The organism is Paenibacillus thiaminolyticus (assembly GCF_003591545.1).
GTDB classification, from domain to species: domain Bacteria; phylum Bacillota; class Bacilli; order Paenibacillales; family Paenibacillaceae; genus Paenibacillus_B; species Paenibacillus_B thiaminolyticus_A.
In genome coordinates this window covers 35234-48107 of sequence record NZ_QYZD01000020.1, presented here as the reverse complement: position 1 = coordinate 48107, position 12874 = coordinate 35234, and the positions used below count along the sequence as shown (strand labels likewise).

11 protein-coding genes are annotated in these 12874 nt (G+C 56.6%); 6 read left to right on the top strand and 5 right to left on the bottom strand.

Annotated elements, in window-relative coordinates:
* Positions 1 to 586: 586 nt before the first annotated feature.
* A complete protein-coding gene (locus DQX05_RS19805; RefSeq protein ID WP_182914826.1) occupies positions 587 to 976 on the top strand; it encodes a hypothetical protein in 390 nt (129 codons plus the stop codon).
* A 27-nt stretch (positions 977 to 1003) separates the two neighbouring features.
* On the top strand, positions 1004 to 1336 hold the full coding sequence (locus DQX05_RS30370; protein WP_147385211.1) for a hypothetical protein: 333 nt from the start codon (positions 1004 to 1006) through the stop codon (positions 1334 to 1336).
* On the opposite strand, the gene DQX05_RS19800 is transcribed toward DQX05_RS30370, so the two are convergent.
* Positions 1317 to 2684: an aldehyde dehydrogenase gene (locus DQX05_RS19800; RefSeq protein WP_119795216.1), complete on the bottom strand. Its 1368-nt coding sequence runs from the start codon at positions 2682 to 2684 to the stop codon at positions 1317 to 1319. The two genes, DQX05_RS30370 and DQX05_RS19800, sit on opposite strands and share 20 nt — an antisense overlap.
* Before the next feature lie 365 nt (positions 2685 to 3049).
* On the opposite strand from DQX05_RS19800, the gene DQX05_RS19790 reads away from it, so the two are divergent.
* The 3 genes from DQX05_RS19790 (at position 3050) to DQX05_RS30365 (ending at position 4378) form a co-directional block, all read left to right on the top strand.
* Positions 3050 to 3802 (top strand): metallophosphoesterase family protein, encoded by a 753-nt coding sequence (locus tag DQX05_RS19790; RefSeq protein ID WP_119795213.1) that lies wholly within the window; start codon positions 3050 to 3052, stop codon positions 3800 to 3802.
* A gap of 115 nt (positions 3803 to 3917) precedes the next feature.
* Positions 3918 to 4073, top strand: a complete 156-nt coding sequence (locus tag DQX05_RS19785; protein ID WP_310735685.1) for a MerR family DNA-binding transcriptional regulator — start codon at positions 3918 to 3920, stop codon at positions 4071 to 4073.
* A gap of 98 nt (positions 4074 to 4171) precedes the next feature.
* Complete coding sequence (locus DQX05_RS30365; protein ID WP_147385210.1) at positions 4172 to 4378, top strand: hypothetical protein; 207 nt, start codon at positions 4172 to 4174, stop codon at positions 4376 to 4378.
* A gap of 155 nt (positions 4379 to 4533) precedes the next feature.
* Here DQX05_RS30365 and DQX05_RS19780 read toward each other — a convergent pair whose 3' ends face one another.
* From DQX05_RS19780 to DQX05_RS19770, 3 genes are all read right to left on the bottom strand, one after another.
* The gene (locus tag DQX05_RS19780) at positions 4534 to 5346 is read right to left on the bottom strand and encodes a histidinol-phosphatase (protein WP_119795211.1); all 813 of its coding nucleotides are present in this window, start codon (positions 5344 to 5346) and stop codon (positions 4534 to 4536) included.
* A 12-nt stretch (positions 5347 to 5358) separates the two neighbouring features.
* A complete protein-coding gene (locus DQX05_RS19775) occupies positions 5359 to 6261 on the bottom strand; it encodes a LysR family transcriptional regulator (RefSeq protein ID WP_119795209.1) in 903 nt (300 codons plus the stop codon).
* 398 nt (positions 6262 to 6659) lie between these two features.
* Entirely contained in the window at positions 6660 to 8363 is a 1704-nt protein-coding gene (locus tag DQX05_RS19770) for a DUF4127 family protein (RefSeq protein ID WP_119795208.1), read from the bottom strand.
* 270 nt (positions 8364 to 8633) lie between these two features.
* Between DQX05_RS19770 and DQX05_RS19765 the strand changes: the two genes are divergently transcribed.
* Positions 8634 to 9953: an MFS transporter gene (locus tag DQX05_RS19765; protein ID WP_119795206.1), complete on the top strand. Its 1320-nt coding sequence runs from the start codon at positions 8634 to 8636 to the stop codon at positions 9951 to 9953.
* A gap of 180 nt (positions 9954 to 10133) precedes the next feature.
* Here the strand turns inward: DQX05_RS19765 and DQX05_RS19760 are convergent, their stop codons facing one another.
* Positions 10134 to 12830, bottom strand: coding sequence for a calcium-translocating P-type ATPase, SERCA-type (locus DQX05_RS19760; protein ID WP_119795205.1), 2697 nt, complete (start codon positions 12828 to 12830; stop codon positions 10134 to 10136).
* Positions 12831 to 12874 lie beyond the last annotated feature (44 nt).

Sequence of the window (12874 nt, the reverse complement as noted above, 5' to 3'; positions counted from 1 at the left end):
GGGCCGCCACCGCGAAAGCGAGCCGCGAAAGGCCGCCACCGCGAAAGCGAGCCGCGAAAGGCTGCCACCGCGAAAGCGCGCCGTCGCGATAGGCCGCCACCGCGAAAGGCCGAAAAATGCGATATGGTGGGGCATGAGATATGGAGAGAGTACGATGCTGGCACTACGCGGCCCGCATGGGCAAGATGCTACTCGGAGAGGCAAGAACGGTTGAATCCTGCAAATATACAGTATTTCTCTCATTTAGAGGTCGTTTCCGATGAAATTGCTGCAAATCTGCATCTTTTCCCCCGTCCAATCGCAAATCCAAGCCTAAAAGCACAAAATTGATGCCTTTTTGCAGGAATCTCTTTTTCAAAATAGAGCTTCACCGGGAATGCTGTATTTTTGCAGCATTGGCCTGGGAAACGTAAGCTGCGCGGAGCAATATACTTCTCGCCGCAGCAATAAATTTGACGAATTCGTGAATTTCATATTTCCGTAGACAACAATTTCCTTTATAGTAATGGTAAATATAAGCAGCACCTTTGCAGCACCTCTGCATCACCTTGAGTCTGGAACAGACAGGATAGGGGAGGGATTCTCATTGCGTGAATCATTTGCGAACTGCGAAAGCGACGCTATGGCGTGCTCCCGGTTGTTCTACCCGCATATTAAGGAAGCAGTCGATCTGTGGGATCCTATCGGCCTGCTGTCACTGGGCGCACCGTCTGACGAGTACGACAGCTTGTCCCTGTATATTACGCTGCTGTACGCCAAGCGTCCGGATCCGGACGGCATGGCTACGCAATTGGAGCGACATATGGAGGAGCAATTCGGCCTCGGTCCGGCAGTGATGCCGCGAGAGCGCGGGGAAGCGTGGACGCGAAGCATTCGGACATTTTGTCGGCGTTTACTTGAAGATGAACGGCTGTTCGAGAGGTATGAGCATTGGAGGCTTCACCACGGGCGTTGTCATAAGACCGAGGTATGCTGACGGCTGGAGGGGTAGCCTGTCTGAATAATGAGAAGCCCTTTGTCCTCCCGGCCGAACCCGCAGTATCGGCATCGAGAAGGGCAGGGCTTGCAGGTTGCTGCCCTCCTGGCCGAACCCGCAGTATCGGCATCGAGAAGGGCCGGGCTTGCAGGTCGCTGCCCTCCCGGCCGAATCCGCAGTATCGGCATCGAGAAGGGCCGGGCTTGCAGGCCGCTGCCCTCCCGGCCGAATCCGCAGTATCAGCATCGAGAAGGGCAGGGCTTGCAGGTCGCTGCCCTCCCGGCCGAATCCGCAGTATCGGCATCGGGAAGGGCCGGGCTTGCAGGCCGCGGCTGTCTGGCTAGCGGAACAGCCGCTTGATGATATCCAGCCTCCGGGCGTGACCGGGATACCGGAAGGAGAAATCAAAGGCGGTCGTCTGATACAGGACGCTCTTCCGATGGCTGAACGTATTGAAGCTGTGAACGCCGTGATAGCTGCCGATCCCGCTCTCGCCGACCCCGCCGAACGGAAGATAAGGCGTAGCCAGGTGCATGAGCGTATCATTGATGCAGCCGCCGCCAAACGGCAGCTGCCGGACGACGCGCTCCTGCAAGGCCCGATCGGCCGTGAACAGATAGAGCGCGAGCGGCTTCGGACGCTCAAGGATCGCTTGCTCGGCTTCCTCGTACGACTCGTAAGCGAGAATGGGGAGGATCGGCCCGAATATCTCCTCCTGCATGACCGGCGCCGACCAGTCCGCTTCCGTCATGACGGTCGGAGCCAAGCGCAGCCGCTCCCGGTCGGAATCGCCGCCGAATACGATGCGGCCGTTGTCCAGGAAGCTGTGCAGCCGCTCCCAGTGCCGCTCGCTGACGATGGATGCGTACTCGTCGCTGTCGAGCGGCCGTGGCCCGAAGAATTGGCCAATCGTCCGCTCCAGCTCGCGGATTAGCTCATCGCGGCGGGATTGATGGACATATACGTAATCCGGCGCGATGCAGGTCTGCCCGGCATTCGTCCATTTGCCGAAGGCGATCCGTCTGGCCGCGAGCTTCATATCAGCGTCATGATGGACGATGCAGGGGCTCTTGCCGCCGAGCTCCAGCGTGACCGGTATCAGGCGGGATGCCGCCGCCTCCATGACAAGCTTGCCGACCGGGACGCTGCCGGTGAAGAAAATATAATCGAACGGCAAGGCCAACAGCTGCCGGGCCGTCTCGGCGTCCCCTTGCACGACGGTGACATGACCCGGATCGAACGTCTCCCGGACGAGCCGTTCGAGCACCGCGCCGGTGTTCGGCGTCAGCTCCGACGGCTTCAGTACCGCCGTATTGCCGGCGGCGATAGCGCCGATAAGCGGGGCGAGGGCCAACTGGAACGGGTAGTTCCAGGGAGCGATGATGAGCGCGCTGCCGTACGGCTCAGGCACGATCATGCCGCGGCTTCCCAGATGGGTGAGCGCCGTCTTGGCACGGCGCGGCTTCGCCCAGCGGCTGACCCGCCGCGCAGCTAGCCGCGCTTCCTCCAGAACGATGCCGATCTCGGTCATGTACGCTTCCGACGCGCTCTTCCCCAAGTCCTGCCGAAGCGCGGCGGTGATGTCCTGCTCCATCCTGCGCACGCGGTCAGCAAGGCGGATAAGGGCTGCGCGCCGCTCCTTAACGTTACGGGTGCGCCCCTCACGGTAATACGTTTTTTGCATTTCCAGCAGAGCCGGATCTGTCATGGATGACGCCTCCTCTTCCCAATCGCAATGCTTCATGACCTCATTACATCATATTTTTTTGCGGTTTGCATTGAACTTCTTGCTGATTCATAATAAAAGTACAGAATTCAATGTGATTTTCGCTTATTTTTCCTGGCGATTGCGGCACGGCTATGGAACGCGGGAGGGGAATGTCATTCGCCCAGCTTCGCTGCGCAATCCGGACAAATGCGCGTCGGCCTAGCTGCTGCCGGTTCGCTTGTTCGGTCCTCCGGAGTGGGCGCTGCTTACTTTGACAAGAGAAAGGGTATCATATCTCGGATTGCCCGCGCATAACACAGAACAAGACACCGACATTCATAGTCTAGAGAGGAGACAATAACATTATGCAATCCATCGCTATCATTTCAGATATACATGGGAATTTGCAGGCATTGGAAGCGGTGCTGCAGGATGTGGAGCGCCAAGGCGCCGACCGGATCTACTGTCTTGGCGATGTCGTCGGGAAGGGCCCGAATCCGGCGGAGGCTGTCGATCTCATTTGGGAGCATTGCGATGTGATCGTGCGCGGCAATTGGGATGAGCTTGTCCTGCGGATGGAAGAGGACATTCAGTTCCGCTGGCATGCCGAACGGCTGGGGGAGAAGCGCCGGAGCATGCTGGCCGCGCTGCCGTTCTCTCATGACTTCATCATGAGCGGCCGGCATATCCGTCTCGTCCATGCGTCTCCGCAGAGCGTCTATCATCGGGTGCAGCCGTGGGATGCGGAAGAGAGAAGACTCGGCATGTTCGAATTCACCTCCTCCCTCAATGAGCCTCTTCATCCGTGCCAATCGCCGGATGTTGTCATATATGGGGATATTCATAATGCTTATTTGCAGCATCTTCAAGGCCGTACGCTGGTCAACTGCGGCAGCGTGGGCAATCCGCTCGACATTACCCAGGCGTCCTATATTATGCTGCAGGGGAGTATGGGCCATGTGACGACCAGTGAATTTTCGATTCATTTTCACCGGGTGCCCTATGATATCGAACGGGCCGTCCGGGCTGCCCAAGAGGCGGATATCCCCGGCCTCCAGCCGTACGTGCGGGAGCTGCGCACCGGTGTGTACCGGGGGCTTCAGAACGTAGAAGCATAGACTCGGAAGCTCGGCATCACCAGCCATGCGAGCCTGATCAGACGATGAGGACAGCCCGTAACGGACTGTCCTGTTTGTCGTGCGGCGGCAGAAGTTATGGACTCATTTCCATAGAATGCTATGCTGCGTAGCGGTGATATCGATGTTCCGAATCAGAGACTTTTCAAAATTAACGCAAATGTCCATCCGAATGCTGCGATATTATGATGAAGCCGGCCTGTTGAACCGGCCCGGGGAAGTTCAAACGCCTGTCTTGCGCAAAACACAATAGATTTCCTTCTCTAACGGCGATTCGATTTTTTCAGGATTGACTCTCACACGATGTAGGGGCATACCGTAAATTGACATCCAAAACGAGGAGGATTTGCTATGAAGCCACTGATGTTGAATCCGATTGGAAAAATTCATGTACCGGATTGGTGGGGCCATTGGCCGCATTGCCTGGAGGATCGGCCTCGTTCGATTGGGCAAATGAGTTTCAATGGAGCGATGAATGAGAGACCGCTTTATAGGCCGTCAAAAAATACGAAAAGCGGTTCGAACATCAAATTTTCATCATTTGTTACACAACGGTAATATTTCTGTTAACGGAGGTTAATGTTGAGAGGGTATATTGATAACAAGACCCCCTTTTGATGAATATATATCCCTTGAGTCGGACCTGAATGTTCAGGTCCTCTTTTTTTTGCCTCCTGGCTGTCAGGAGCGGCCGGAAGGACCAAAAAGCCGCTCTACGCGAGCGGCACTTCATGTCTTTGCTTCTGCTTATAGTATACCCAGGACGTGAAGCCGATCTCGAGGAGCCGCTTCCGGACTTGCTCCCATTCGTCGCCGACGCGGGACGGCTTGTGGGCATCGGAGCCGAACGTGACATCGACGCCGAAGTGAAGGGCCCGTTCCAGAATATCGTCGGACGGATACCAGCCGCCGCTCAGCTTCGTCTTCCCGGACGTATTGATCTCGATCGCCACGCCGTAATCGGCGATGACGGACAGCGTCTCATCGATAGCCTCGGCGGCAGCGATATCCGAGAAAGCCGGATAGTTCCCCTTCATCGCGTCGATGTGGCCGAGAATCTGGAACATGCCGGTGCGGGCGGAATCGCGGATGAGCTCATAATACGTTACCTTCTGGGCGATGCGCTCTTCTTCGGACAGCTTTTTCCACCGGTTCTTATTGAAAATGCTGATCTCGTTCGTATAATGAACGGATCCGATAATATAATCGAACGGATACCGGTCCAGCATCTGTCGGTAGGTCTCGGCGTGCGGAGGGAAATAGTCGGACTCGATGCCGAGCAGTACGTCGATGCGTCCTTCATATTCCCGCTTCAGCTCCAGCACTTCATTCACGTAATTCTCGAAATCGCTCTTCGCCATCGCGATATTGGGAAAGGCCTGATCTTCCTCTCTGCCGAAGTACGGGGTATGATCGGAAATGCCGATGACGTCCAGCCCGTTCGCGATCCCAGCCTCGATGTATTCCCGAATATTCCCGTCTGCATGCCCGCAGCGGAAATGATGTGTATGCAAGTCGAATTTCATGTCTTCTTCCTCCTATTCTGACCCGATGAATTGCGTTTCCGGCATGCCTTTCAGGTCATTCAGGAACTGTTGCATCGCGGAATTCAAGTATCGGCCCGTACGGTACATGACGCCGACCGGATGGGCAATCTCCAACTCATGGATATGTACAATCTGCAGGGTTCCCCGCTTCAACTCGTTGCTGACGGACAGCTTCGAGATGATGGCTGCGCCAAGATTCAGCTCCACCATCCGCTTCACTTCCTCGCTGCTGTTCAATTCCATCACAATATGAGGCTGAATGCCATGACGGCGGAACGTCTCATCCGCGAACCGGCGGCCGAGGGTGTCGGTGGACAGCATAATGAGAGGGATATCCCGCAGCAGATCCATGGTGCCATGCTTATGCGCGGCTAGCGGATGGTTCGCATTGACAACTAGTTCGAACGTGTCGTAGTACAGAACGGAGGAGACAAGATTTGGATTCTGCTCATTCAAATACCCGATTCCGATATCCAAGGTGCCGTTTTCGATTTGGCTCATGATTTGGGTTGAGGACATGGACAAGATGGTGGTCTTGATGAGCGGGAATTGATCCTGGAAATAGGAAAGCACCCGCGGGAGAATTTGAATGGCAATCGATGTCGTCGTTCCGAGCACGATATGACCCTGCGGAGTTTCCTGCAAATCGGTCAGCTTTTGCTTCAAATCATCGACGATTTGGAGTATGCGTTCGGCATGTTCAAGAAACAATCGGCCGCTGTCGGTCAGCGTAACCGGCTGATTGCGATCAATGAGAATGGTTTTGAACTCATCTTCCAAGCTCTTGATTTGTGCAGATACGGCAGGCTGAGTCAGGTTCAGCAGCTCGCCGGCTTTGCGAAAGCTCATTGTCTTGGAAATCGTAATGAGCGTTTCCAATTGGCTCAAATTCATTGAAGCTCTCCTTTCCCGTGCAATGAGATGAATCATAAATGCCGAGATTATAAAAATATTTATCAATAATAACATAGCAATAAAATTGTTTTGTCATTATATATCTTAGATTATAGAGTAAGCGGATGGCCGGAGCAATGTGTGCCCCTTTTTCCATGCTGTGCATGCAGGTACGTCCGAATTTTTCCCCATTTCACGCATAATGATTCAGCCGGCATTTTTTGCCGGAGAACAACTGGTCTAGCGCCATCCTAGTTGAACCGGCTGTGACGCCAGTCCCAAAACAGCCCGCTCCAGTCAACGGAACGGGCTGCTGCGGTCCAGGCTCAATACAATGCTACGGTCTAGGCTTAATGCAATGCTACGGTCTAAGCTCAAGGCAATGCTGCGGTGCAGGCTCAATCAAATGCTGCGGCAGGCTGCAAGGTGACCTCGAAGGCCCTCCCCCAAATGAAGTCCGGGTTGTCATCGTCCAGCGATGCATGGGAGTAGGCCGCCAATGACCAGAAAGATCCGCGAATTTGCCGTACATTTTGCGCAGCTCCCGGGCAGCCGGCCCCAAATGCGTTTTTGCCGGCAAGCGTGGCGGTATGCGTCTGCATCCGCTTGCGGAGGAGCGCCCGGAGATAGGCATAATCGACCGCCGTGTTGAAGAGGCGCATGTTCTGGTCGGCCATTGCCGCCACATTGGAGTACATGCAGTGGTCTCTCGAATAGGTACGGATTTCGCCGATTGCCGTTGTTTTATAATAATAGTCTTTCAGGAAACGCTTGAACAGCAGCGAACCATGCGCATTGACGGCCCGATCGAGGGCTGCTGGACGATTCTCTGTAACGAGGAAGGCATAGCGTGCTTGCCCCATGCCGAGCGCCATCCCGATCTTATTCCCCGGAGTATTCCAGGCGCTGTATCCAAGCAGGCATCCCGTATGCCGGCTGTCCAGCAGAGCTTCGGTCACGGCGGCGTTGGCCGGACCTTGCCCCGCGAAATCGATGGCGATCGTCGGAATCCGGTTCGACACATTCGCCTCCATCCGGCTTATGGCGGCGGAGACCTGCTCCGGCGCGGTAATGGCAAGGATCTCGATATCTGGTGAACAAGGGACAAGCTGGCCCCCGATCATATCGACGTGGCGACGGATATTGTCATCCACATTCATATATTCGTAAGGGTTCGTGATGGTGGAGCCGTCAGGCCCGTAATAGTGCACTGCGTAGCGCGGCTTGGCCCCGCCGCGATGCAATTGATTCGCCATGCGGGCCATCAGCGCATGCCCCAGTCCGTCCGCGTCCGGAAGAATAATGGCACGGTCGGGATTTTGTCCGCTGGCTCCGCCGCCTAGCCAAGCGTTGATGCGCCCTTCGATGAATCGAATCTCGTTGAGCTGCACGCCTTGCGTATAAGCATCGTCAACGCCAATCGCCAGGAAGTCGATATAACCCGGCCGGGCAAGCTGCTCCAGAATATAATAGTTGGTTTTGAATTTATGCTGGCGGGCGTTGTAATATTGTTCCTTGTCGAAATGAATGGTATCTCCATAAGACCCGTCAGGGGACAAGTCATACCCTTGCAAAATATCGTCTAACGCGGTAAAGCTCTTGCGGGGCTGCTGCATGAAGCTGCGCGACTCCGCATAAGCCTCGTAGGTCAGACCATCCACGAATGTCGTCGTCGCCAATCGCATGATGGTGTCGATAACGTAGACCGGCTTGCTCGGACACGATTGCTTCACGAGACGAATGATATCCAGCAACTCCGTCGCAGCGGGGTCGAAGTCGGGGTACATCCCGCCCCCGCTCGCTCTTGGCCGCCGGCTGCCGATTAAGCCCCCATAGACGAGCATGTCCGTGGAGATAATGAAGCCGTCAACCGCCTCTGCGTGATGGAGAATAAAGCGCCGAATGTGGTCCGGATGGCCGACAGCCGGGGAAGACGTGCTTTCCAGGATGCTGCCGGCTGTTGTTTTTTTCGCGTCCGGGCGGTTCCGAATATCGCTTCGGCAAGGGGTGATGACGTTGAGACCTGCCGAGCGCCCTTGCATAATCACATCATCCAAATTAACGGGCCGGTCGTCGAGCGGCACATACAGAATGTTTTTCATCCTTGATCAACTCCCTGTTATGGATAAGCTGCGCCCCATTTCAGTTCCTTGGCCTATGTGTGCGCATGCTTTCACTTCTATAGGCAATGCAGGAGCGGCAAATACAACCAATCGGGCAAAAAAATCTTGGACAAGAATGGGGCTGGTTCGTTGCGAAAACTTAATATTTGAAACAGTTGACCCGCCAGCCTGCGATGCCTCACAATAAATGAAGACGCTCTCATCGTAGCGGAATGCGGAGATGATAAGTTGAAATTAGGGGGACACGCAATGCGTACGAAAGAAGTTCGCAGTTGGATGATGTACGATTGGGCGAATTCCGCTTTTGCGACCACGATGCTGGCGGCGGTGCTGCCGATTTTTTACCAGACCGTCGCCGCTTCGAATCTACCCGGACATCAGGCGACCAGCTACTGGGCCTTCACCCAGACGATAGGCATGATTCTGGTTGCGGTGCTGTCGCCGATACTGGGGGCGGTGGCCGATCTGTCCCAGCGGAAGATGGCGTTCCTCCGCGTATGTGCCTGGATGGGAGCCTTGGCCTGCATCCTGATGGTGTTCGCGGGTGAAGGAGACTGGCTGTATGTATCGGTGCTGTTCGTCTTCGCCACGCTCGGTTTTTCCGGCGGCAATACATTCTATGACTCGCTCCTTCCGGATATCGCTCCGCCCGAAGCACGGGACGAGATCTCTGCCAAAGGCTATATGTACGGCTATATCGGCGGCGGGGCCCTGCTGGCCGTCAATATTGTGATGCTGGAACTGTGGGAGACGTTCGGCTTCGCCAGCAAGGTGGCGGCGACCCAGGCGGTGTTCCTCACGGTCGGCGTCTGGTGGCTTCTGTTCTCGCTGCCGCTGTTCCGCACGCTGCGCGACCCGGCCCGAATTGAACGGCGCTCGGTGGTTTATTACACGAAGCATGGGTTCGGCCGCATTTTCTACACCTTGAAGCGAGTGAAGCACTATCCGGAGCTGTTGAAGTATATTTTGTCCTTCTGGTTCTTCAATGACGGGATATCGACCATCATCGCCATGTCGGCCATCTATGGCGCCGAGATTGGCATCGAGACGAGCCATCTCATTATTGCCCTGCTCATTACGCAGTTCGTGGGCATTCCGTTCACGTTCCTGTTCGCGAAGTTCGCCAGACAGCTCGGCTCGAAGCGATCGCTCTATATTTCGCTCAGCACGTATATCGTCATCGTGTTCCTTGGCTACTTCATGACGTCCGCGCTTCATTTCTATATTTTAGCCTTCCTTGTCGGCATGGTTCAAGGCGGCAGCCAGGCCGTGGCACGTTCCGTCTTCAGCCAGATGGTGCCGCGCAGCCGGGCATCCGAGTTCTTCGGCTTCCTGAGCCTGTCGAGCAAAGTATCGGCCTCCATCGGCCCGGCCGTATTCGGAATGGTCGGCCTGCTGACCGGCTCCACCCGATTGGCGATCTTATCGATTCTCGCCTTCTTCATTATCGGTATTCTGCTCCTTGTCTTCGTCGATATTGAGAAGGGGCGCCGAGAGGCGGAACAGGAAGAGAGCCTGTTCACGGGAGGCTCGATCAATCCGCCAGCCCCCGGCGTTCCGGTGAATTGAGACGGAGCGGGGCCGGGACACCGTAACAGAAACGGACTATTGCGTGGAAAAAAGATAAGGGCGTCATGCCGCGAGTGCGGCAGACGCCCTTGGTGCCGCTCCTGAAGCTAGGCCGCCACGCCCTCCTGGCTTGGAGCTTCGAGGCCTGTCGAAGCGGATACCGGAGAGTGCTGCGGCTTATTAACCCCGGTTCGTGCCGCCTGCCCGTCTGCGGGAGAACAGCTTCACGATCTCCACGATCGGAATCATGGACAGAGATGCGCCGACGACGATGAGCCACTGCTGGCGGTTCAACGCTACGACACTGAATAGATCGCGCAGGAATGGAAGCGCGATGACGAGCACGATAAACAGCCCGGATATAATCACGGCGATATTTAGCCTCCGGTTGGTGAACCAGCCGATCTTGAACAGCGACTGCTTGTTGGAGCGGACATTGAACGCATGCGTGAGCTGGATTAAGCCCAGCGTGGCGAAGGCCATCGTAATCGCCACATCCTCGGAATAATGCGTATGTCCCCAGTAATAGGTTAGCAGTGTCAGCAAGGCTTCAAGCAGTCCCTGATAGACGATGCTGGCGCCGATTCCGCCGGCGAAGATGCTGGCCGATGCTTGGCGCGGCTCCTGCTTCATCAGGTCCTCCTCGGCCCGTTCGAAGCCGAGCGCCAGCGCGGGCAGGGTGTCGGTGACCAGATTGATCCACAGTATATGAATCGGAAAGAGAATTTTCCAGTTCAGCATCGTCGCCACGAACAGGGTGACGACCTCGCCGAGATTGGCAGACAGCAAATATTGAATCGTCTTGCGGATGTTGCTGTACACCTTCCGTCCTTCCTCGACGGCGAGAACGATCGTCGAGAAATTGTCGTCCGCCAGCACCATATCCGAAGCGCCCTTCGCCACATCGGTGCCGGTAATGCCCATGCCGACGCCGATATCGGCCGCCTTCAAGGCCGGAGCATCATTTACTCCATCACCTGTCATGGCTACGATTTTGCCCTTCTTCTTCCACGCCTTCACGATCCGGACCTTATGCTCGGGCGACACCCGCGCATAGACGGAATACTGCTCCACCTTCGCCTCGAATTCTTCGTCATCGATGCGGCTCAGCTCCGCCCCGGTCAGGACGGTGCCATCCTTGTCGAGGATGCCCAGCTCCTTCGCGATCGCGGCGGCCGTGTCCCCGTGATCGCCCGTAATCATCACCGGACGAATGCCGGCCAGCTTGCAGATGCGAACCGCTTCCTTCACTTCTTCGCGCGGCGGATCGATCATGCCGACGAGGCCGGCGAAGACGAGATCGCTCTCGAGGGCATCCACTGTCAGGCTGTCCGGTACCCGCTCCGCATCCCGGTAGGCGAGGGCCAGCACGCGAAGCGCCTTGTCGGCCATCGCTTTATTGGCGGCGGCGATACGCTGGAGGTGCTCGTCTGCCATCGGCACAACGCTGCCATCCTGAAGAATGTGCGTGCATCGGGCCGTCAGCACGTCAGGCGCGCCCTTCGTCATGATGCGGCACCGGCTCCCGCCTTCTCCGTTCTCCTCAGCGGGCAGCTGATGAACGGTCGTCATCCGCTTGCGCTCCGAATCGAACGGCAGCTCGGCGATGCGCGGGAAGCGCCGTTCGGCCTCGCGTTTGTCGATGCCGTTCAGGAGCGCATAGTCGATCAGCGCCGTCTCGGTCGGATCGCCGATCGCTCCGGCCGTCGTTCCTCCACCGTCATCCGCTAGCCGGGCATCATTGCAGAGGACCATCACCTGCATCAACCGTTCGGCCGCGGGAGTCCGGCTCCACTCCTCCCCGGATGAGCGGAGGGTATTGTCGGCGTAGAGCTCTTTGACGGTCATCCGGTTCTGCGTCAAGGTTCCCGTCTTGTCTGAGCAGATAATATCTGTGCTGCCGAGCGTCTCCACCGCAGGCAGCTTGCGGATGATCGCTTTGCGTCGGGCCATCGTCTGCACGCCAAGCGCCAAAATAATCGTGACAATGGCAGGCAAGCCCTCCGGAATGGCCGCCACCGCAAGCGAGATGGAGGTGAGCAGCATGTCGAACAGCTCCCTGCCTTCGATAAGCCCGACGGTGAACATAACGACCGCGACGATCACGATAATGATGGTGAACGTTTTGCCCAGCTCGTTCAGCTTGCGCTGTAACGGCGTGACCTCATCCTCTTCCTGCGACAAAAATCCCGCGATCGAACCGACCTCGGTGGCGCCTCCGGTGGCCGTAACGACACCGAGGCCACGGCCGTAAGAGACTTGGCTTGTCATATAGGCCATATTGATGCGATCCCCGATCACGAGATCGGCTTCACTTAACGGCTCCGTTCCTTTTGCGACCGGGACCGATTCCCCGGTCAATGCCGCCTCTTCAATCTTCAGCGAGGCGGATTCGATAAGCCGCAGATCGGCAGGTACGACATTGCCGGCCTCCAGCAGGACGATGTCGCCGGGGACAAGCTCTTCGGCCTTAATATCGAGCGCCTGCCCCCCGCGCATGACGCGGGCATGGGGTGTAGACATTTGCTTCAGCGCGCTCAACGCCTGTTCCGCCTTCTGCTCCTGAATGACGCCAAGCACGGCGTTCAGGACGACGACCACGAGAATGATGACCGAGTCGGTCCATTCGCCCAACAGGCCGGAGACGATGGCGGCAGCAAGCAGCACGAGAATCATGACGTCCTTGAATTGGGCCAGCAGCTTCGCCAGCAGGGACGGGCCTGCCGTCTCCTCGAGTATGTTGCGCCCATATTGCTGCTGCCGCTGCTCCGCTTCCTGCCCGGTAAGGCCTTCCCGGCGCGAGCCAAGCTTCTGCAAGGCCGCATCGGCGGTCAATGTATGATAAGCTGCCTCTTGATTCTCCTGTTCCTTCTTCATGCTCCTCAGCTCCTATCAAGGCTAGTGTGAGAGAACAAACGGAA

Bases quoted from the DNA above. Each gene is read 5' to 3' on its own strand.
- DQX05_RS30370 (WP_147385211.1), top strand. From the start codon at position 1,004: ATGAGAAGCCCTTTGTCCTCCCGGCCGAACCCGCAGTATCGGCATCGA.
- DQX05_RS19800 (WP_119795216.1), bottom strand. From the start codon at position 2,684: ATGACAGATCCGGCTCTGCTGGAAATGCAAAAAACGTATTACCGTGAG.
- DQX05_RS19790 (WP_119795213.1), top strand. From the start codon at position 3,050: ATGCAATCCATCGCTATCATTTCAGATATACATGGGAATTTGCAGGCA.
- DQX05_RS19785 (WP_310735685.1), top strand. From the start codon at position 3,918: ATGCTATGCTGCGTAGCGGTGATATCGATGTTCCGAATCAGAGACTTT.
- DQX05_RS30365 (WP_147385210.1), top strand. From the start codon at position 4,172: ATGAAGCCACTGATGTTGAATCCGATTGGAAAAATTCATGTACCGGAT.
- DQX05_RS19780 (WP_119795211.1), bottom strand. From the start codon at position 5,346: ATGAAATTCGACTTGCATACACATCATTTCCGCTGCGGGCATGCAGAC.
- DQX05_RS19775 (WP_119795209.1), bottom strand. From the start codon at position 6,261: ATGAATTTGAGCCAATTGGAAACGCTCATTACGATTTCCAAGACAATG.
- DQX05_RS19770 (WP_119795208.1), bottom strand. From the start codon at position 8,363: ATGAAAAACATTCTGTATGTGCCGCTCGACGACCGGCCCGTTAATTTG.
- DQX05_RS19765 (WP_119795206.1), top strand. From the start codon at position 8,634: ATGCGTACGAAAGAAGTTCGCAGTTGGATGATGTACGATTGGGCGAAT.
- DQX05_RS19760 (WP_119795205.1), bottom strand. From the start codon at position 12,830: ATGAAGAAGGAACAGGAGAATCAAGAGGCAGCTTATCATACATTGACC.